This is a genomic window from Pseudomonas sp. O39 (assembly GCF_045447295.1).
GTDB classification, from domain to species: domain Bacteria; phylum Pseudomonadota; class Gammaproteobacteria; order Pseudomonadales; family Pseudomonadaceae; genus Aquipseudomonas; species Aquipseudomonas antarctica_A.
In genome coordinates, this window is sequence record NZ_JBJGXV010000003.1 from 200,481 (window position 1) to 220,316 (window position 19,836).

The 19,836-nt window shown below is 60.4% G+C and carries 13 protein-coding genes and 2 tRNA genes; 6 read left to right on the plus strand and 9 right to left on the minus strand.

Annotated features, from left to right (window positions below; all coding sequences use genetic code 11):
• Positions 1–106 precede the first annotated feature (106 nt).
• Both ACI77D_RS05795 and ACI77D_RS05800 read left to right on the plus strand, forming a co-directional pair.
• On the plus strand, positions 107–3,685 hold the full coding sequence (locus tag ACI77D_RS05795) for a transporter substrate-binding domain-containing protein (RefSeq protein WP_407016214.1): 3,579 nt from the start codon (positions 107–109) through the stop codon (positions 3,683–3,685).
• Between the two features lie 72 nt (positions 3,686–3,757).
• Complete coding sequence (locus tag ACI77D_RS05800; protein WP_407016215.1) at positions 3,758–5,002, plus strand: EAL domain-containing protein; 1,245 nt, start codon at positions 3,758–3,760, stop codon at positions 5,000–5,002.
• Here the strand turns inward: ACI77D_RS05800 and ACI77D_RS05805 are convergent.
• Positions 4,971–5,633 carry a response regulator transcription factor gene (locus ACI77D_RS05805; protein ID WP_259763464.1) on the minus strand — a complete coding sequence of 221 codons (663 nt, stop codon included), beginning with the start codon at positions 5,631–5,633 and terminating at the stop codon, positions 4,971–4,973. The two genes, ACI77D_RS05800 and ACI77D_RS05805, sit on opposite strands and share 32 nt — an antisense overlap.
• Positions 5,634–5,840: 207 nt before the next feature.
• Between ACI77D_RS05805 and ACI77D_RS05810 the strand changes: the two genes are divergently transcribed.
• Entirely contained in the window at positions 5,841–6,125 is a 285-nt protein-coding gene (locus tag ACI77D_RS05810; RefSeq protein ID WP_064455009.1) for a DUF3509 domain-containing protein, read from the plus strand.
• A gap of 169 nt (positions 6,126–6,294) precedes the next feature.
• On the opposite strand, the gene ACI77D_RS05815 is transcribed toward ACI77D_RS05810, so the two are convergent.
• Both ACI77D_RS05815 and ACI77D_RS05820 read right to left on the minus strand, forming a co-directional pair.
• Entirely contained in the window at positions 6,295–7,179 is an 885-nt protein-coding gene (locus tag ACI77D_RS05815) for a TIGR02285 family protein (RefSeq protein ID WP_407016216.1), read from the minus strand.
• Entirely contained in the window at positions 7,179–8,378 is a 1,200-nt protein-coding gene (locus ACI77D_RS05820; RefSeq protein WP_407016217.1) for a CaiB/BaiF CoA transferase family protein, read from the minus strand. Before ACI77D_RS05820 ends, ACI77D_RS05815 begins: the two co-directional genes overlap by 1 nt.
• A gap of 149 nt (positions 8,379–8,527) precedes the next feature.
• Between ACI77D_RS05820 and ACI77D_RS05825 the strand changes: the two genes are divergently transcribed.
• Together ACI77D_RS05825 and recJ are read left to right on the plus strand one after the other, a co-directional pair.
• A complete protein-coding gene (locus tag ACI77D_RS05825; protein WP_064453997.1) occupies positions 8,528–9,070 on the plus strand; it encodes a YaeQ family protein in 543 nt (180 codons plus the stop codon).
• Between the two features lie 173 nt (positions 9,071–9,243).
• Positions 9,244–10,953, plus strand: coding sequence for a single-stranded-DNA-specific exonuclease RecJ (gene recJ / locus ACI77D_RS05830; RefSeq protein ID WP_064453996.1), 1,710 nt, complete (start codon positions 9,244–9,246; stop codon positions 10,951–10,953).
• Between the two features lie 149 nt (positions 10,954–11,102).
• On the opposite strand, the gene ACI77D_RS05835 is transcribed toward recJ, so the two are convergent.
• The 4 genes from ACI77D_RS05835 to ACI77D_RS05850 all read right to left on the minus strand — a co-directional run bounded on the left by ACI77D_RS05835 (position 11,103) and on the right by ACI77D_RS05850 (position 15,671).
• Positions 11,103–12,389, minus strand: coding sequence for a virulence factor family protein (locus ACI77D_RS05835; RefSeq protein ID WP_064453995.1), 1,287 nt, complete (start codon positions 12,387–12,389; stop codon positions 11,103–11,105).
• Entirely contained in the window at positions 12,389–15,031 is a 2,643-nt protein-coding gene (gene mprF, locus ACI77D_RS05840; protein ID WP_221295587.1) for a bifunctional lysylphosphatidylglycerol flippase/synthetase MprF, read from the minus strand. Before mprF ends, ACI77D_RS05835 begins: the two co-directional genes overlap by 1 nt.
• A gap of 279 nt (positions 15,032–15,310) precedes the next feature.
• Positions 15,311–15,387, minus strand: a tRNA-Met gene (locus ACI77D_RS05845).
• Positions 15,388–15,594: 207 nt separating this feature from the next.
• A tRNA-Met gene (locus ACI77D_RS05850) sits at positions 15,595–15,671 on the minus strand.
• A 280-nt stretch (positions 15,672–15,951) separates the two neighbouring features.
• Here ACI77D_RS05850 and dinB point away from each other — a divergent pair.
• Positions 15,952–17,010 (plus strand): DNA polymerase IV, encoded by a 1,059-nt coding sequence (gene dinB, locus ACI77D_RS05855; protein ID WP_064453993.1) that lies wholly within the window; start codon positions 15,952–15,954, stop codon positions 17,008–17,010.
• A 132-nt stretch (positions 17,011–17,142) separates the two neighbouring features.
• Here the strand turns inward: dinB and ACI77D_RS05860 are convergent, their stop codons facing one another.
• Positions 17,143–18,096 carry a hypothetical protein gene (locus ACI77D_RS05860; RefSeq protein WP_262666210.1) on the minus strand — a complete coding sequence of 318 codons (954 nt, stop codon included), beginning with the start codon at positions 18,094–18,096 and terminating at the stop codon, positions 17,143–17,145.
• A gap of 20 nt (positions 18,097–18,116) precedes the next feature.
• Positions 18,117–19,832 carry a proline--tRNA ligase gene (locus tag ACI77D_RS05865; protein ID WP_407016218.1) on the minus strand — a complete coding sequence of 572 codons (1,716 nt, stop codon included), beginning with the start codon at positions 19,830–19,832 and terminating at the stop codon, positions 18,117–18,119.
• Positions 19,833–19,836: the final 4 nt, after the last annotated feature.

Below are 19,836 nucleotides of genomic sequence, written 5' to 3' on the forward strand. Positions count from 1 at the left end.
AGCTTGCTACGCGGTAGGTCAAGCCCGTCTTCGTGACGGGCTTTTTCATTCTGGCGAGCCATACTTGCGCGGGCGGCCAACCAGCAAACTCAAGGAAACTCAATCGGTGCGTGTAGTGATTCAATGGGCGGTGCGGCTGGCTTGCGTGCTGTTGCTCGGCCATCTGTCTATGGGCCAGGCGGCTGTCAGCCTGCCTTTCAAGCTGGTGCCGGCGTTTATCCCGCTGCAGCCTTTGCCCCTGGCACCGGCGGAGCAGCAGTGGTTGGCCGCTCATCCGACATTGAAGGTGGGCATTTCGATTGATGATTATCAACCGATTGATATTACCCGCGACCGCAATCGCTACCAGGGCATCAGTGCCGATTACCTGAGCCTGGTCGGCGCGCGTCTGGATATGCCTATGCAGGTGCTGGGCTTTGCCGAACGAGCCCAGGCGGTTGAAGCGTTGCGCAGCGGTGCTATCGATATTCTCACCAGCGCCAACGGCTATGAGCGTGATGTGCCCGGCCTGCAGTTTACCCGCGACTACATGCCTGACCGTTCGGTGGTGGTGCTGCGCCGAGACGACACCCGGGGCGACGACCTGGCGGGCAAGAAGGTGGTGTTGCTCGACGGCTATGCCAACGTCAAGAACGTGCACGCGGCCTATCCTGGCAGCGACATTATGCTTGCGCCCAACCTCTACAGCGGGCTGGAAGCGCTTAAGCAACACGACGCCGATGCGTTTATCGGCAATGAAGTGATTGTGCGTGCCTACAAGTCGCTGCGGCCTTACCTGGGCTTGCAAATCAAGGAAGAGAGTCGGCTGCCCCCCATCGGTTTCGCCTTCGCCACCCGTCAGGCCGACCCATTGCTGGGCGCCATGATGGACCGCGCTCTGGGGAGCATTGAGGAATCAGTGCAGCGCGAAATCCTTGCACGCTGGACCACTGGGCTTGGCGTGGGTATCGGTGCTGAACGCATTGAGCTTTCCGCTTCGGAGCAGGCGTGGGTAGTACGCCATCGGCATATTGTGGTCGCGGCCCAGCAGCTATCGCCTTACGTGTTCAAGGACAAGGACGGTCGGTGGGTTGGCCTGAACGTTGACCTGCTCAATCGGATCTCGCGCATGACCGGTTTGCGCTTTGTCTTCGAAGAGGTGCATTCCACCGCGCAAACCCTGAATTGGCTGGAAACGGGCAGGGCGGACATGAACACCACCCTGGCCGAGAGCCAGGAGCGCAAGGCGCTGCTCAATTTCAGCCATAGTTTCGGCGGCTCCGGCTGGGTGTTTGTCGAGCCTGTCGATGCAGCACCGCTGACCGGTCTGGATCAGTTGGCCGGCAAGGTCCTGGCGCTGCCGGCGCGGCATGTGCTTGAGGGCTACCTTCGCCAGATGCATCCGCAAATCCAGCTGCGGTTGGTCGGCAATTATGCCCAGGCCCGAGAGTTGGTGCGACGAGGTGAGGCGGCGGCGACGCTCCAGACCGAAGTGGAAGTGCAGAGTTACCCGCAGGATGACTTGCGTATAGGTCGCAGTGTCGATGGCATGTGGTCGGCCAACAGCCTGTCGGTGCCCAAGGACCAGCCGGAGCTGCTGAGTATCCTGAACAAAGCCCTGGAGGCCTTGCCGGTGGCCGAGTTGAGCGCGTTGCACCTGCGCTGGATCGGGGCGGTCGCGCTTCCCGTGCCTGCCTGGCAACGGGTGCCTGCCTGGGCGTATTGGACGGTCGCCATGGCGATCCTGTTTGTACTGGTCTCGCAGGTGTGGAACAGCCGGCTCAAGCGCCAGATACGTCAGCGGCTGGAGGCCGAGCGCAGGCTCAACGATCAGTTGGCCTTCAAACGCGCCTTGCTCGATGGCATGCCCAACCCGCTGTTTGTCCGCGACCTGGCTGGGCGCCTGGTGACCTGCAACAAAACTTATGAGCAGCAATTGGCAACCCGGCTTGAACAGATCCAGGGTCTGACCTTGATGGAAAGCGGGGTGATGCCCGAAGCGACCGCTGCGCGCCTGCACGCCGGCCATATGGAGCAGTTGGCCACGCAACAGCCGTTGTTTGTCGACCGGCAACTGGAGTTCAACGGCGGCAGCTTTCATGTCTACCAGTGGACGGTGCCGTTCTTCGACGCTGAGAATCGCTTGCAGGGACTGCTTGGCGGCTGGATCGACATCAACGAGCGCAAAGTACTCGAGCAGCAATTGATGGATGCACGCCAGGTCGCCGACGAGGCGAATTACGCAAAAAGTGCGTTTCTCTCCACTCTCAGCCACGAGATTCGTACACCGATGACCGCGATCATTGGTTTGCTCGAGCTGGAACAGGAACGCTGCCTGGCAGCCGGTTTCCCTATATCCGAGGGGTTGCAGGTGGTCCATCGTTCGGCGCGTGAGTTGATCGCGTTGATGGGCGACAGCCTGGACCTCGCCAAGATCGAGGCGGGTCATATGCAACTGGCGCCGCAGTCTACCGAGTTGAAAGGGTTTTTCGAGGGCATCCAACGGCTGTTCGAAGCCACGGCGCAAAAAAAAGGCCTGCTCCTGACCTTGACGTTTGATCCGGCGGCGCAGGGCTATTACTGGTTCGACCCGCTGCGTTTGCGCCAGGTCATGCACAACCTGTTGGGCAATGCGCTGAAGTTTACCGAGCAGGGCGGGGTGCGTGTCAGTGTCACCTGCCAGCACGATGAGGCGGGCGCTGAATACTTGCATTTATGCGTCGAGGACAGCGGCCCGGGGGTTGGCGTTGAACAGCAGGCAACGATGTTCAAGCCTTTTATTCAGACAAGTGCACTGACTGCTGCCGAACACGGCGGAACTGGTTTGGGCCTGAGTATCTGCCAGCAGTTGGTGGAGCTGATGGGCGGTAGCATTCGCCTCAACAGTGTCATCGGCGAGGGTACTAAGGTGTGTATCGACCTGTGCCTGGCTCGGGTCAGCACTGACAATGTGCCCGTGCTGGCCGCCACGTCCTTGCCACCCGCTGGTCGCGATCTGTCGGTGCTGGTTGTCGATGATTTGGCTGCCAATCGTCTGGTGTTGGCGCAGCAGTTCGAGTTCCTCGGTCATCAGGTGATTGCCGTCGATTCGGCTGAAGCCGCTTTGCACTATTGGCGTGATCAGCGGTTTGACGTGCTGGTGACCGATTGCCAGATGCCGGGCATGTCCGGCTATGGCCTGAGCGAGGCCGTCCGGCGGATCGAAGCCGAGACACAACGGCCCCGTTGCGCACTCATAGGTTGCACTGCGAATGCCTTGGATGATGAACAACGGCGCGGCGAGGAGGCCGGTATGGATGAATTGCTGGTCAAGCCCATTACGTTGCAGCACTGGGCCGAGGTACTGACACGCGTAACGGCGCAACGCTCGTTCGATATCGAGACGTTGCGTACCATGACCCAGGCCGACTGGCCGGTCCTGCACAGCATGTTGCAGGCATTGGCAAAGAGCCTGGACCACGAACATGAGGTATTGGCGTTGGCCCTGGCCGAGCAGGACATGGCGCGTTTGAATGCGGCGCTGCATCGGCTCAAGGGCGTTTGCTCGCTGGTGGACGCACTGCCGCTGGCCAAGGCCTGCATGGCCCTTGAACGCTGCGCGCGCGAGCAGCGCGGCGCCGAACTTCAAGCACCCTGGCTGCGGTTGTCCGAAACCCTGATGACGTTTCGACGTGATCTGCAGCCTTATCTGGATTCACACGATTAGGACACGTCCTATGGGGCACCCTGCCGCTTTTGGTTACTGTGCCGTCTTTGCCCGATGCCGACAGAGTTGCCTATGCGTTCCCTCAAAGTCCTGATCCTTGAAGACAACCCGTTTCAATTGATGGCGCTGCATCAGATGCTTAACGCCAACGGCGTGTTCAATGTACTGACCGCCGAGACCGTCGAGGCAGCCCGCCAGTCCCTGGAAAGCAAAGGCCCCGTGGACATTGCTATTTGCGATCTGTACCTGGAGCAGGGCGATGGCCTGGAGTTGATCCGCGAATTGGCCGAGCACGGTCTGGCTCAAGTGCTGATACTGCTCAGCAATGCTGAGCCGGACGTGCTCGAAGGTGTGGCGAATATGGCACGGCAACAGGGTTTGAACGTGCTGGCATGTTTGCAGAAACCAGCGTCGGCTACGCTGATCGGGCAAGTGCTAACGGACTGCCAGGCGCGTTTGCGTCCGGGGCCGCCGGTGTTGTCATGGGCGCGGGTGCGCCATTTGCTGGATCTTGACGAAAGGGACGCGTTGCCACCCTCGGCGGATGTCAGCCAGGCCGGTATCGCGCGTTGTGGCAGGGTCTGGTATCAGCCCATCGTCAGCCAGGCGGGTGTGCTGCAACGGGTCGAGGCACTGGCGCGCTGGCAGTCGTGCGGGAATGACCTGCTGCTGCCTGACGATTTTTTGCCGGTGTTGGAATTTGCCGGCATGGAGGAAGCCTTTACCTGGCATGTGCTGGAGCAGGCGCTGGGGCTGGCTGGCCAGGTCATGGGCCAGACGGGCCAATTGTTGCCGGTGGCGGTGAATATTCCTGGGCGGATGCTGGAACGCTCGCACTTTCCCCAAGTGCTGCAAGGCTTGCTGCAACTTCACGGCGTGCCTGCCCACGGCCTGACCCTGGAGCTGGTGGAGACCTCAAGGTTGAAAACCGACAGCGCCCACGTAACGGGGTTACTGCGCTTGCGAATGATGGGTTGCCAGTTGTCCATTGGTGATTTCGGCGTGGGCGGCACCAGCCTGCAGAGCTTGCTGGAACTGCCCTTCACCGAATTGAAAATCCCCCCGGCGTTTGCCAGCGGGATGGCCAATGACGATCGCAAAGCGGCGGTGGTGGCGGGCGCCATGAGCATGGCTGCGCACCTGGATGTCGGTGTCGTGGTTACCGGGGTTGAAAGCGCCGCCGACTATCACGCCGTAGGAAAGCTCGGAGCAGCCTGGCTGCAAGGGTGTTTTATTGCCCGGCCGATGGATGCCGAGGCACTCAAGCAATGGATCGCGTTTCAGGCTATGCCAGCCCGTGTTCCTGCACATAGATAAACAGCGCGGCATCGTTGCCCAGGCCGAGCTTGCGCATGGCACTGACTTTTTGCGCGCTGACGGTCTGTTTGCTGCGATGCAGTTGCGCGGCGATCTCGCCCACCGTCAACCCGGCGGCCAGCAGGCGGATGACCTCCAGTTCCCGAGGTGAAAGCTGTTCCTGGGAATGCAGGCGATCGGCGCCAACTTCCCCCGCGAGGCTCAGTGCCTGACGAATGGCGTGGGCCACGTACGTGCGCTGTTGCCGGGCTTGTCGAATCGCCTCCGGCAGCTCACCCGCCAGGCTGGCTTTGCTCAGCAGCCCCATGACCCCCAGTTCCAGAATGGAATGGAACAGGCCGGCGTTATTGAGCATGGTCACCACCACAATGGGCAGGTCCGGATAGTGCCGGCGCAGTTGCCCGATCAAGCGCAGCCCGTCGGCGTGAGGCTCGGCGGGCATCATGAAGTCGGTCACCAGTACATCACAGGCACAGGTTTGTAGCAGCTCGATGAGGGCTTGGGGTGAATTGGCCTCTGCCACGATGCGCACATGCTCGTCCTGCTCCAGAACGGCGCGCAAGCCAATCAGGAAAATCGGGTGGTCGTCGGCAAGGACGATGCGCAATGGCTGTTCAGACGCGGCTTTCAAGGCAGGCTCCCAGGGTAATCCAGGGATTCTAGCCTGTCGGTGGATGTTTTCTCTCTGTCATCTTTGCCGTGCATGCTCGCTTGACTCGGGCAGGAGGCTACACAAAAGGTCGAACTTTCTGCTTTGAGCACGGGTCACTTGAATGTAAGCACCTTAATGACATTTTTGTTTTTCGAACCTTATTCGAATGATTGAGTGGTGATCGAGATGGAAAGTATCAGCCTATTGCTCGAAGAAGCACTGAGCCCTTATCAGGTTACGTTGACCACCTCGGGCCTACAGGGCGAGTGCCTGGTGACCGTGAAGAACCCTGCTGGCGCTATCGTCGTCGAGCGTGAAGTCGATCGGGCCCAATTGACCGATAAGCGTGTACTGGTGGATGTGGTGGATTGCTTGCTACGCGATCTGAAAATCGCTGAAGGGCGTCTGGAACCCTCGGTTATCGCAGCATTGCGTAACGCAGCCCAAACCCGTGGCGCCGCCCTCGCATGAAGAATTGTTTAATGATGGAAACTTCCTACCGCATGCCCGGTCAGATTTTATAACAGCAAGAGCAAACATTGTGCTCCGGTGTTTGTGGCTTGTTGTACTGGTCTTTGTAGGCCACGTTTAACCCCGAGTTGTCTCCCCACTGCTCGGGGTTTCTTTTGCCTGCGATTTGTCAGCGCTCAGGGGAATTCTGGAAAAAACTCGGGTTGTCCAACAAATACTGCGCGCGCATCACGGGGTCCAACCATGACGCGTAGGATTGCTGGACCCGCGCCTGCGGGATATCCCGTATCGCCTGATCGATTCGCTGCATGGCCTGACGGCCTTGAGGCGTATCCGAGCAACCAATATGCGAACGTTGATAACGCGCTGAGCCCTTGATGGGATAGAACATCAGATCCTGGGCAGCGATACCCTGTTGCCGCGCGTGATAGCGGATTTCCGGCGGGTAACCCAACACCGCTTCCAGCCGCCCAAGACGCTGCATTTGCAACAGGCTGCCAAGGGCGTCATTGCCGTAATGCAATGCCAGGGTGTGGGGAGCGGCGTGCTTGAGCTGTTCGTCGATGGCGGGGCCGTAGCTGCGTTCGGCGGTAGCGCCAATGCGCGCTTTATGGGATTCGAGAAAGGCTTGCAGATCAAATTGGCCCTCGGCAATAAAGGGTGCCATTGCCTCCTGCTGGCTGCGTTGGATCGTCACCCCGTTGCTGACCACCACGAATGCCTGGGCCGAAAACACAATGTACTTCGCGCGCTCCGGCGTCCATAGCAGCGAGGGGTCGCAGGTCAGGGACGGCGAGCGCAGCATTTGAATGCCGCGAGCGCGGTTGACGTGCATCACGGTGTGGCGGTATTGCGGCAGGCGCTTGGCGAGTATCGGCAACAACTCATCCAGTGCCCCCTGGCCTTTCTGAGGCCCTTCAAAGATGGTGATGGGCGGCAGGTCGCGCAACAGCCAGATCAGCGTGTCCTCGGCATGCGCCGAGAGCGGCCACACGCCGAGCATCACGCTCATGAGGCTCAGAGGGATAAACCGGCATTGGTACGGGCGAGCCATCAGATCGCGCCAACCTCGCGCAAATGGGTGATGGCTGCGGCGTCATAACCCAGTTCATTGAGGACCGTGCTGTTATGTTCGCCCAACTGCGGCCCGACCCACTCACAACTACCCGGTGTTTGCGACAGCTTGGGCACGATCCCCGGCATCTTGAAGCCCTTGCCGCCCGGCAACGTAGCCTCGAGAAACATTTCCCGCGCCAGAAACTGCGGGTCGCCCAACATGTCTTCGGCGCTGTAGATGCGGCTGGCGGGCACCTCGGCCTTGTTCAGTTGCTCAATCACGTGGTCCAGCGGCAGCGAGTTGACCCAGCGATCAATCACGCCGTACAGCTCATCACGGCGGCTATCGCGTCCGTCATTGCTCGCCAGCTGCGGGTCATTGGCCAGGTCTTCGCGGCCGATGGCGCTCATGAAACGCTTGAAGATTGCATCGCCATTGGCGCCGATCTGCACATGCTTGCCGTCGGCAGTGGTATGAATCGATGACGGCGTGATGCCGGGCATGATGTTGCCGGTGCGCTCGCGAATAAACCCGAACACGTCGAACTCCGGGATCATGCTTTCCATCATCGCGAAGATGGCTTCGTACAGTGCCACATCCACGACTTGGCCGAGCCCGCCGTTGACCTCGCGATGACGCAGCGCCATCAGCGCGCCGATGACCGCCCACAAGGCGGCAATCGAGTCGCCGATGGAAATCCCCGTGCGTACCGGCGGGCGGTCTTCGAAACCGGTGATATAGCGCAAGCCGCCCATGGACTCGCCCACCGCGCCGAACCCCGGCTGGTCTTTCATCGGGCCGGTCTGGCCAAAACCCGAGAGCCGCACCATCACCAATTTCGGGTTCAGCGCATGCAGGGTTTCCCAGCTCAGACCGAGTTTTTCCAGGACGCCGGGGCGGAAATTCTCAATCAGGATGTCGGCATTCGCCAGCAACTGCTTAAGGATGGCCAAACCCTCCGGGTGCTTTAGGTTCAGCGTCAGCGACTGCTTGTTGCGCGCCTGCACGAACCACCAGAGTGAGGTGCCTTCATACAGCTTGCGCCATTTGCGCAGCGGGTCGCCGCCGTCCGGGGATTCGACCTTGATCACCTCGGCACCGAATTCGGCGCAGATGCGTGACGCAAACGGGCCGGCGATCAAGGTGCCCAGTTCGATGACTTTCAGGCCGGCCAGCGGTTTGGCATTAAACGACATGAGGATCCTTATCAAGCGTGGAACGGTGGTGTGATGCCTTTTAACATAGGCGAGCGGCCCAGGGATAAGGATGATGCAGCGCAGTATTCGTTGAATGGCCGCGCCATCGGTTAGACTGGCCGCCTTTCCCTGTCTCTAGAAGCCCGTTCATGGCCCAGCCGTCCACGACCTACAAATTCGAACTCAACCTCACCGACCTTGATCGCTCGGTGTACGAGAGCGTCAAACAGACCATCGCCCGCCATCCTTCGGAAACCGAAGAGCGCATGACCGTGCGTCTGTTGGCCTACGCACTTTGGTACAACGAGCATCTGTCGTTCGGCCGTGGTCTGTCAGATGTGGACGAGCCAGCCCTGTGGGAAAAAAGCCTGGATGATCGTGTTCTGCACTGGATTGAGGTCGGCCAGCCTGACGCCGATCGTCTCACCTGGTGCTCGCGCCGTACCGAACGCACCAGCTTGCTGGCATACGGCAGCCTGCGTGTGTGGGAAGGCAAAGTGGTGCCGGTGGCAAAAAACCTGAAGAATGTACACATCGCCGCTGTGCCTCAGGAAATCCTCGAGACCCTGGCCAAGGACATGCCGCGCGTTATCAAGTGGGACGTGATGATCAGCGAAGGCACGATCTTCGTGACGGATGATCGTGGCCAGCATGAAGTGCAGTTGGAATGGTTGGTCGGCGAGCGTGATTAAACATGCGGGAGCTGGCGTGTGTGGGAGCGGGCTTGCTCGCGAAAGCATCACCGCAGCGTAACTGACTTACCAAGGTGTCTACATCGCCGGCAAACCAGCCCCCACATTTGTTCTATCTCGCTGTGAATATCTTTGTTTAACCGTCGTACCAGAAGAGAAGCTTCCGTCACCCCATGCGTATTGATCCTCGCCCGTTGCCCGCTGTCCTGCCGTTTCTCGGTGAATTGCCACCGCTGTTGACCCGTCTCTACGCCGCACGCGGGGTGCAGTCGGAAGCCGAACTGGACAAGAGCCTGGCGCGGTTGATTCCCTACCAGCAGCTCAAGGGCATCGACGCGGCGGTGGACCTGCTGGTGACCGCCCTCGAGCAGCGCCAGCGCATCCTGATCGTCGGTGACTTCGACGCCGACGGCGCCACGGCCAGCACCGTGGGCACCCTGGGCCTGCGTTTGCTCGGCGCGGCCCATGTCGATTACCTGGTCCCCAACCGCTTTGAGTACGGTTATGGCCTGACGCCGGAAATCGTCGCCGTGGCGCTGCAGCGCACGCCGCAGCTGCTGATTACCGTGGATAACGGTATCTCCAGCGTCGAAGGCGTGGCGGCGGCAAAAGCGGCGGGGTTGAAGGTGTTGGTCACTGACCACCACTTGCCCGGCGATGAATTGCCGGCGGCGGATGCCATCGTCAACCCGAACCAACCCGGCTGTGAGTTCCCGAGCAAGGCGCTGGCGGGTGTCGGCGTGATCTTTTATGTGTTGATGGCCTTGCGCGCGCGTTTACGCAGCCTGGGCTGGTACGACAACACGCCGCAACCGAACATCGGTGAATTGCTCGACCTGGTCGCCCTGGGCAGCGTCGCCGACGTAGTGCCGCTGGATGCCAACAACCGCATCCTGGTCCATCAGGGGCTGGAGCGTATTCGCGCCGGTCGCGCCCGGCCGGGGATCAAGGCGATTCTCGAGGTCGCCAAGCGCGACCATGCCCGTATCACCTCGACCGACCTGGGCTTTATTCTTGGGCCACGGCTGAATGCCGCCGGCCGCCTGGATGATATGAGCCTGGGCATCGAATGCCTGCTCACCACCGACTTCGCGGCGGCACGGGAAATGGCGGCGCAACTGGACGGCATGAACCAGGACCGTAAATCCATCGAGCAGGGCATGCAGCGCGAGGCGCTCGCCCAGCTCAAGGACTTGCCGGTGGAATCGATGCCCTACGGTTTGTGCCTGTTCGACCCGGAATGGCACCAGGGCGTCATCGGCATTTTGGCGTCGCGCATGAAAGAGCGGTATTTCCGCCCGACCATCGCCTTCGCCGACGCCGGTGATGGCCTGCTCAAGGGCTCAGGGCGCTCTGTGCAGGGTTTCCACATCCGTGATGCCCTGGCGGTCGTCGCGAGCCAGCATCCCAACCTGATCGCCAAATACGGCGGTCATGCGATGGCGGCCGGTTTGACCTTGCCCGAGGCGAATTTCCCACTGTTTGCCGAGGCCTTTGATGCTGAAGTGCGTCGGCAACTGCGCGAAGAAGACCTCACCGGGCGGCTGCTGTCCGACGGCACCTTGGCTGTGGAAGAGTTTCACTTGGAACTGGCGCGTGCATTGCGGCATGCCGGGCCATGGGGCCAGCACTTTCCTGAGCCGCTGTTTCACGGTGTGTTTCAGTTGGTCGAGCAGCGCGTAGTAGGGGAGCGGCACCTCAAGGTGGTGCTCAAGAGCGAATGCGGGTCAGTGAAGCTCGATGGCATTGCGTTTGGCGTGGACCGAGAGGTCTGGCCTAACCCGACAGTGCGTTGGGTGGAATTGGCCTACAAGCTGGACGTGAACGAATTTCGTGGGCAGGAAACCGTGCAGTTGATGATCGCGCATATCGAACCGCGCTAAATCCGACCAGCACCGCAAAACCAAATGTGGGAGCTGGCTTGCCTGCGATAGCAGCACTGCGGTGTGACTGACACACCCAGGTGATGCCATCGCAGGCAAGCCAGCTCCCACACAAGCCAGCACACCGTTTTTTGGCGTACAGCTGGGGATTACTCGGCTTTATCCTTGGCCTGGTGCTTCACGATGATGTCCACCAGACGCTGAGCCAGCGCCGGGTAGTTCTCATCGAAGTGATGCCCGCCCGGCAGCTTCACGGCTTCGCCCACAGCGGTCTTGTCGGTGCAGCCACTCTCGTCGACTTCTTCGGCACCGTAGATGCACACCACCTTGTCAGCGGGCAGCTTGGCCATTTCCGGGCCGGTAGCGGCCTCTTTGCCTGCGTTGCCCAACCAGCCTTCCACTTCGATTTCAAAGCTGCCGGTGCGCGCGAAGGCGAGCAGGATAATGGCGTCGACACGCTGCTGTTCGTTTTCCGGCATGCGGTTGTAGATGGCGGGCAGTACGTCGGCGCCGAACGAGTAGCCGGTCAGTACGAAACGCTTGGTGCCCCACTTCTGCCGGTAGTGCTGCATCAGTTCGCTGAGGTCTTTGGCGCTTTGTTCCGGGGTCTTGTGCTGCCAGTAGTAGCGCAGCGTGTCGATGCCGACCACCGGGTAGCCGATCTTGGCCATTTCACCGGCCACGTCGCGGTCCAGGTCACGCCAGCCACCGTCACCGGAGAGGAACAGGGTGACGGTATCTTTGGCTTGGCCAGCCGGTACTTCCACTACAGGAATCGCCAGGCCGCCGTTGTCCGAACCGACCAGCTGCTTACGCAGTTCGTTGTTCAACACTTGCGGGTAGTGAATGTCGTAGTCGCTGATGCTGGTGGTTGCGCGCGGGGTGTCGCGTACGAAACTGGCGCTTTCGTCGTCAGGGTTGTCGTTCCAGGCCACCAGCCAGTTGCCATGGGCGGAGGTTTTCGGCAGCGGGTCCTTGCAACCTTCCTGTACCAGGGTGAAGCCGACGGAGATGGCGTTGGCTTTGTCATCGCTCTGTGTGGCCAGCCAGCGCCAGGCGAGCGCAGCGCCAGGGCCAATGCCGCTGACCAGGGTCGCCGGGCCTTTAAGCTGGCCCAGGGCGCTTTGCAGAGCTTGTTCCTGCAACTTGCAGTCATCCTTCGGCAGGATCACTTGAACGATTTGCGCAGCGCCACCTTGGCTCAGTGCAATCAGCTGGCTGTCGGTCAGGGTTTCATCAGCCATCACGGCCACGGCCACACGGGCTTTTGCCGAGCCGTTGGGTGTCACACGGGTCATAACCGTGCCATCAGCCTGTGGCAGTTGTTCCAGGGTCGGTTGCGGGGCAGGGCGGTTCCAGAACCAAAAGCCGCCGCCTGCGATCAGGGCGAGCAGCACTACAAAGGCCAATACATACCGCCAGGAGCGTCGAATCATCAGCGTTTCACCAATCCAGTCAAGCCGCCCGCAATCAGGGCGGCGGTATCGGCCAGTGCCACCAGCGGATCAAGTCCTGCGGGCACGGCCATATAACGGGGTTCCCAGTCAGGCTGGAACTTGTCTTTGAAGCGGCGCAAACCTTGGAAGTTATACAGTTGCTCGCCACGGCGGAACACCATTGAGCCCAGGCGTTGGGTCAGCGGGGCGCCACGGCGTGGTTGCAGGCCCGACAACGGCACCATGCCGAGGCTGAAGCGGGCGTAGTCATGGTTCTTATAATGTTGAATCAGGCCGACCATCATGAACTCCATGGTCAGCTTCGGCGCGTCCGGGTGCGCACGCATCAGGTCGAGACTGGCCAGGTCATGGTTGTAGGTCTCGAGCAGGTTGGCGAAGGCCACCGGGCGCCCTTCGAAGCGAATGATCGCAATGCGAAAGTGCTTGAGGTAGTCGTCGCTGAAACGGCCCAGGGAGAAGCCCTTTTCCCGTACGTTCTTGCCGGTCAGCCAGGCATCGGAGATGACTTTGAGTTCATCCATCGGCGCCTGGCCCGGTTCGCAGATCTCCAGGGACAGGCCGTCCCGGGTGCCACGGTTCCAGGTGTAGCGCAAATCCTTCATCTCTTTGCCCTTGGCTTCCAGGTCAAAGCGTTTCAGGTCGACGCGGGCTTCTTCGCCCAGCTTGATCGCGGTGAGGCCGATGTCCATGTAGTACGGCAGGTTCTCGGCGCGTACCTGGTAGAACACCGGGCGGGCGTGATGGATGTCGCACAGGTCGCGGAACTGCCAGATCATCTCGGCGCGGGGCTGGGTCGGGCCGATCGGGTCATACAAGGCCACCAGGCTGCGCCCACGACGGGCGTACATCAGGAAGGCTTCGTCGTTAGGGTGGAACAGCAGCGCCTTGTCGCCGGTCAGCGCCAGGCCGCCGTCGGGTTGGGACGAGGCCATCAGAATCTTGGTGGCGCGCTCCAGTTCGTCGGGTGTCGGCAAGTGGATCACCGGCCGCGCAGTACGCAGCAGCCAGGTCAACGACACGATCACCAGCAACACTGCCGCACCGAGCAATGAGCGCAGGCCGCGAGGGGCGTTGGCATCCAGGGTGAACTGCCACCACAGTTGATGGCTGTACGGCACGTCTTGATAGGCAAACAGCAGCAGCCAGATCGAGGCGCCCAGCACGCAAACGCTGGCCACCAGGTACAACGGCGAGAACGGCAGTTCGGTCAGGCGGCTCGCGCGGTAGAACGAGCGACGGAAGATCGCCAGCAGCACCGCCGTCATGATCATCAGGCTGGCTTCTTCCCAGTCGAAGCCTTTGAGCAGCGAGAGCAGGGCGCCGGTCAGCAGCAACACCATGGTCAGCATCCACGCAGCCGACAAGCGCCGACGCAGGCCCTGGGCAAGCAACAGGCAGAGCACGCCGATCAGGCTGGCGCCAAAGTGCGAGGCGTCAATCAGGCGGTGGGGAATCAGAAAGCCGATGTTTTCCAGGCGTGTGTCGATTTCCGGCGTTGCGCCGGAAAACAGCAGGACCACGCCGGACAAAAAAACCAGTACGGCCAGCACGGGTGCGGCCAGGCCGGATGCCACCCGCAGGCTCTGCTGGGTCTGGAACAGGCGCTGAGCTTCGTTGACCAGCAGGAACACGCAGGCGATCAGCAGCGGCAGGACCACGTAGATCATCCGGTACAGCAGCAGGGCCGCGGCCAAAGGCGCGGCACCGAGCTTGTCGGCGAAGGCGGCGAGCAGAATCGCTTCGAATACACCCACGCCGCCCGGAACATGGCTGAGCACACCGGCGGCCAGGGCCAGCAGATACACCAGCAGGAAGGGACCGAACGGCGGCGCTTCCGGCAGCAACATATAGAGCACAGTGGCGGCAGCCGCCACGTCCAGTGCGGTGATGATCAACTGCAGGAAGGTCAGGCGCCGGCCCGGCAGGCGCAGCGTGCGGCGCCCGGCCTTGACCAGCAGGTTGTCCGGGTAGGGTTGTTCCGGCAGGCGGCGACGATAAATGCCGATGCACAGCGCGACCGACAACAGCAATACCACGCCGGCAATGCTGCCGAGCAAACCTTGCGACAGATGCAGGTAGGTGGACGCAGCCGGCAGGTTACTCAGCGTGGCCAGTGCGGCCAGCGGCGGCAGGGCAGTGCCCAGGGCCAGGCTGGCGAATACGGTCATATGGGCAACTTCCGAGGCCCCGATGCCATGGCGTGCATATAAGCGGTAACGCACCGAGCCGCCGGAAAGCATCGACAGGCCTATGGCATTGCCAATCGCAAAGGCCGTGAACCCACCCAGAGCCAGCGTCTTGGCAGGCAGTTTCACCCCGGCATAGCGGGCGCCGGAGAACTCGTAACCCAACAGAATGATGAAACCGGCGACCGCCGCCGCAAACGCTCCCAGCAATGCCGGTTTGGGCACTTCCAGGATCGAGTCGTGGAGGGCGTACAGGTCCAGTTCCAGCAGCAGGTGTCGGCAGGCGATCAGGGCAATTGCGAACAGCAACAGGGTGACGGCCAGCCCGATGGGTTGACGGTATTTGCTCAACAGATCCAGCCAACGCAAACGGGTGGGAGTAATCGGTTGTTCCGCTGTGACGGTGTCTTGTGGTTCAGACGAGTTGGCGCGCATCAATCACCTCGTGGATTGTGCGCGACAGGATGGAGGTATCCAGCCAAGTTACCAATCCCTATGGACAAAATAATTACAAATATTAACGCTTATCGCCGGGTGGGGCGAATGCGGCCATTGGTCGTAGAGGGTCGTGCTTGAGTACTGAGCATAGCTTGCAATGACATGGACTCTGCAAACCGTATACGGTTTCATGAAAGATGCCATGCCATTGTTTCAGAAGAACTTTTTAACCGGATACAAAAAAGGCCACTCTTTCGAGTGGCCTTTCTTGATGTTTGGTTGCGGGAGCCGGATTTGAACCGACGACCTTCGGGTTATGAGCCCGACGAGCTACCAGACTGCTCCATCCCGCGTCTGTGGCCGGCATTCTACAGCCCAGCGGCGGGGTGTCAACCGTTAATCGGCCGATGGGTCAAATAAGTGTGAATTAGTCGCTGCGTGTTGCCTATGTGCGGTAAGTCCGCGATGGGGAAAGAGTTTTTTGTCTTACAATTTTCATACAGGGATAAAACAGAGGCGCACAAAAAAGGCCACTCTTTCGAGTAGCCTTTTTTGATGTTTGGTTGCGGGAGCCGGATTTGAACCGACGACCTTCGGGTTATGAGCCCGACGAGCTACCAGACTGCTCCATCCCGCGTCTGTGTGTCGGCATTCTACAGCGGAACGCAGGTGTGTCAACCTGTGAATTGAAGAAAAGCGCTTGTGGTTCAATCGGTTAGCTCTCCAAAGCGCTGGCAGAAACGCCTCCGGGCCAGTCTGGCCGAGGGTTTCAGCTCTATCGGTAGGCTGATTTCGATTGAAAAAATAAATTCATCGCGGCGTTTTCCTACCGCTCGAACGGAAGATTCAAACTACTGGTGCTATATACAGGGGTGAGTGCGATACTGGCCATCCGTTGGATTACACCCTCTGTTTATATGACGCAGCGCAAAATTATCCACGTCGACTGTGATTGCTTCTACGCCGCCATCGAGATGCGCGACGACCCGAGCCTGGCGCAAAAGCCGCTGGCGGTCGGCGGCTCGGCGGATAGAAGAGGGGTGATCGCCACCTGCAACTATGAAGCGCGGGCATATGGCGTTCGCTCGGCCATGTCCTCGCGCCACGCCTTGAAGCTGTGTCCGGACCTGACCATCGTCAAGCCGCGCATGGATGCCTATAAAGAAGCGTCGAAGGAAATCCAGACGATCTTTCGCGAATACACCGACCTGATCGAGCCACTGTCGCTGGACGAAGCCTACCTTGATGTCTCCGACAGCCCGCATTTTGGCGGCAGCGCCACACGTATCGCCCAGGACATTCGCCGTCGGGTCTCCAACCAGTTGCACATCACCGTGTCCGCAGGCGTGGCGCCCAACAAGTTTTTAGCCAAGATTGCCAGCGACTGGAAAAAGCCCAACGGCCTGTTTGTGATTACGCCGGATCAGGTCGAAGATTTTGTGTCGCAGTTACCGGTGAACAAGTTGCACGGCGTCGGCAAGGTCACGGCCGATAAGCTGGCGCGCCTGGGCATTGAAGACTGCCTGCAATTGCGCGAGTGGAACAAGCTGTCACTGGTGCGCGAATTCGGCAGCTTTGGCGAGCGGCTCTGGAGCCTGGCCCGTGGGATTGATGACCGCGTGGTGCAGAACGACAGCCGGCGGCAATCCATCAGCGTGGAAAATACCTACGATGTAGACCTACCGGATCTATCAAGTTGTTTGGCGAAACTTCCCGAGCTGATGGAAACCCTGGCCGGGCGCATGGCGCGCATCGACAGCAGTTACCGCGCGGGCAAGCCGTTCGTCAAAGTGAAGTTTCATGACTTTACCCAGACCACCCTGGAGCAGGCCGGGGCAGGGCGGGACCTGGAGAGTTATCAACAGCTGTTGAGCCAGGCGTTCAATCGTGGCGGTAAGCCGGTGCGGTTGTTGGGGATTGGGGTGCGGTTGCTCGACCTCAGCAGCGGCAATGAACAGCTGCAGTTTCCCTGGTAAAAACCGGATCAAAAAACGGTGGGAGCTGGCTTGCCTGCGATAGCGCAGTGTCAGTCACTCACGCTTTGACTGATACACCGCCATCGCAGGCAAGCCAGCTCCCACATTTAGATCTGCGCCCGTATTGAGGTCCTAGCGCGCCGCAGGGTCCGCCACCAGCCGCCCCGCATCCCTGGTCAGCGCTTGCAGGAATTCCTGCTGCAACTCGGGATCGTTACGGGTCAGTTCGATCAGGCTTTGTTCCAGTTCGCTGGCTTCTTCTTCCAGGCCCAGTTCCGACAGGCGCTTGACCCGGTGGACCCACTGGTTGACTTCGTCGTCCTCCAGATCGTCGTAGATCAGGCCATGAGCTTCCAGCAACTTGCCGCGCAAAGTGGTGCTGATCGCCAGGGTCGAGTCCGAATGCACGTCGTCCTGGCCATCTTCCACACTGATTTTCAAAGTGGTGATGCGGTTCAGGTCCTGCTCGGCAAATGGGCTGTCCAACAGGTTCAGGCGCAGTACGCCGTCGCGGTCGGTGGTCAGCTCATGGGTTTGCTTGCCGGCGGTGACCTGTACCGGGCGCTCGCTCCAGGGCAGGCTCGAATACTCCGTGCGCTTGTCGCGCTGGACCTCATCGATACCGGCCAGGTTCTGTTGCGCACGGCCATGGGATTGCACGTTCATGAACGGGTTGATGCCATCCACGCCGTACGTCAGCCAATCGCGCGTCATGCTGGTGGGCAAGTTGCCGAGGGCGAAGATATTCGCCACGTTGGCGCCTGCGCCTGCCACCAGGGCGACCGCGCCCAGGGGCATCTCATAGAGTTTGCGCCAGGGTTGGTAGGGGGTGTAGCGATCGTAACGGCGGGTGACTTCGAATTCGGTGACCTCGAAGGTCTTTTGCTCGTGAATGCGCACCCGGCGTTGTGGAAGCTCCAATACTTTGGGTTCGCCTACATCGATTTGCAGGCTGTGATCGAGCAACTTACGCTCGACCCGCTCCTCGTGCTCACTGCGTTGCGACATCTGGTTGGCGCAGCCGCTGACCAGCAGGGCGCCGCACAAGGCGGCGCCCCCCAGGGCTCTGGTGTTTCGCTTGAACATGACTTCTCTTGATCTGGTTTTCAGCGACGAATACGCGCCTGAAGGAAAGACAGCACGTCAGCCACCGGCAACGGTTGGGCTTCGGCTTCGGTCCGGCTCTTGTATTCCAGATTGCCATCGGCCAGGCCGCGGTCACTGACCACGATCCGGTGCGGGATGCCAATCAGTTCCATGTCGGCGAACTTGATGCCCGGGCTGGTTTTCTTGTCCCGGTCATCGAGCAACACTTCAAAACCGGCAGCCGTCAGTTCGGCATACAGTTTGTCGGTGGCTTCGCGTACTTGCTCGGTTTCATAACGCAGCGGTACCAGGGCAATCTGGAACGGCGCCAGGGCGTCGCTCCAGATGATGCCTTTCTCGTCGTTGTTCTGCTCGATCGCAGCGGCAACCACGCGGGACACGCCAATGCCGTAGCAACCCATTTCCAGGGTGATCGGCTTGCCGTTCTCGCCCAGCACTTCGCACTTCATCGCCTTGCTGTACTTGTTGCCCAGCTGGAAGATGTGCCCGACTTCAATGCCGCGCTTGATTTCCAGAGTGCCCTTGCCATCCGGGCTTGGGTCACCGGCTACCACATTACGCAGGTCGGCTACGGTCGGAACCGGCAGGTCACGCTCCCAGTTCACGCCGAAATAGTGCTTGTCGTCGATGTTCGCGCCGATACCGAAGTCGCTCATCAGCTCGACCGAACGGTCGATGATGATCGGCAACGGCAGGTTCAGTGGGCCGAGCGAACCGGCACCGGCGCCAATGGCGTCGCGCAGCTCGGAGTCGGTGGCCATGACCAGCGGGCTGGCCACGCCTGGTTGCTGGGCTGCCTTGATTTCGTTGAGCTCGTGGTCGCCACGGATGACCAGGGCGATCAGCTTGCCTTCTTCTTCGGCGCGCACGATCAGGGTCTTGATGGTCTTTTCAATCGGCAGATTGAATTTTTCCACCAGGGCCGCGATGGTCTTGGTTTCTGGCGTGTCGACCAGGCGCAGCTCTTCGCTTGGCGCCGGGCGGGACGTTTCGCGTGGTACGGCTTCGGCTTTTTCGATGTTCGCCGCGTAGTCGGAGCCGTTGCTGAACACGATATCGTCTTCGCCGGAGTCGGCCAGTACATGGAACTCGTGGGAGCCGGCGCCACCGATGGAGCCGTTGTCCGCTTCAACCGGGCGGAACTTCAGGCCCAGGCGCGTAAACACGTTGCAGTAGGCGGTGTGCATGCGGTCGTAGGTGACCTGCAGCGACGCCTGGTCAGCGTGGAACGAATAGGCGTCCTTCATGATGAATTCGCGGCCGCGCATCAAGCCGAAGCGTGGGCGGATTTCGTCACGGAACTTGGTCTGGATCTGATACAGGTTCAGCGGCAGCTGCTTGTAGCTGCTCAGCTCGTTGCGCATCAGGTCGGTGATGACCTCTTCGTGGGTCGGGCCGGCGCAGAAATCGCGGCCATGACGGTCCTTGAAGCGCAGCAACTCAGGGCCGTACTCTTCCCAGCGCCCGGATTCCTGCCACAACTCAGCCGGTTGGGTACTTGGCATCAACACTTCCAGAGAGCCGGCGGCGTTCATTTCTTCGCGAACGATCGCTTCGACCTTGCGCATCACCTTCAAACCCATGGGCAGCCAGGTGTACAGGCCGGAGGCCAGTTTGCGGATCATGCCCGCGCGCAGCATCAGCTGATGGCTGATCACGACCGCGTCGGAAGGCGTTTCTTTCTGTGTGGCGAGCAAATATTGACTGGTACGCATGGTA

Bases quoted from the DNA above. Each gene is read 5' to 3' on its own strand.
- ACI77D_RS05820 (WP_407016217.1), bottom strand. From the start codon at position 8,378: ATGTCGTTTAATGCCAAACCGCTGGCCGGCCTGAAAGTCATCGAACTG.
- ACI77D_RS05835 (WP_064453995.1), bottom strand. From the start codon at position 12,389: ATGATTCGACGCTCCTGGCGGTATGTATTGGCCTTTGTAGTGCTGCTC.
- ACI77D_RS05865 (WP_407016218.1), bottom strand. From the start codon at position 19,832: ATGCGTACCAGTCAATATTTGCTCGCCACACAGAAAGAAACGCCTTCC.
- recJ (WP_064453996.1), top strand. From the start codon at position 9,244: ATGCGTATTGATCCTCGCCCGTTGCCCGCTGTCCTGCCGTTTCTCGGT.
- ACI77D_RS05800 (WP_407016215.1), top strand. From the start codon at position 3,758: ATGCGTTCCCTCAAAGTCCTGATCCTTGAAGACAACCCGTTTCAATTG.
- mprF (WP_221295587.1), bottom strand. From the start codon at position 15,031: ATGCGCGCCAACTCGTCTGAACCACAAGACACCGTCACAGCGGAACAA.
- ACI77D_RS05815 (WP_407016216.1), bottom strand. From the start codon at position 7,179: ATGGCTCGCCCGTACCAATGCCGGTTTATCCCTCTGAGCCTCATGAGC.
- ACI77D_RS05860 (WP_262666210.1), bottom strand. From the start codon at position 18,096: ATGTTCAAGCGAAACACCAGAGCCCTGGGGGGCGCCGCCTTGTGCGGC.
- ACI77D_RS05810 (WP_064455009.1), top strand. From the start codon at position 5,841: ATGGAAAGTATCAGCCTATTGCTCGAAGAAGCACTGAGCCCTTATCAG.
- ACI77D_RS05825 (WP_064453997.1), top strand. From the start codon at position 8,528: ATGGCCCAGCCGTCCACGACCTACAAATTCGAACTCAACCTCACCGAC.
- dinB (WP_064453993.1), top strand. From the start codon at position 15,952: ATGACGCAGCGCAAAATTATCCACGTCGACTGTGATTGCTTCTACGCC.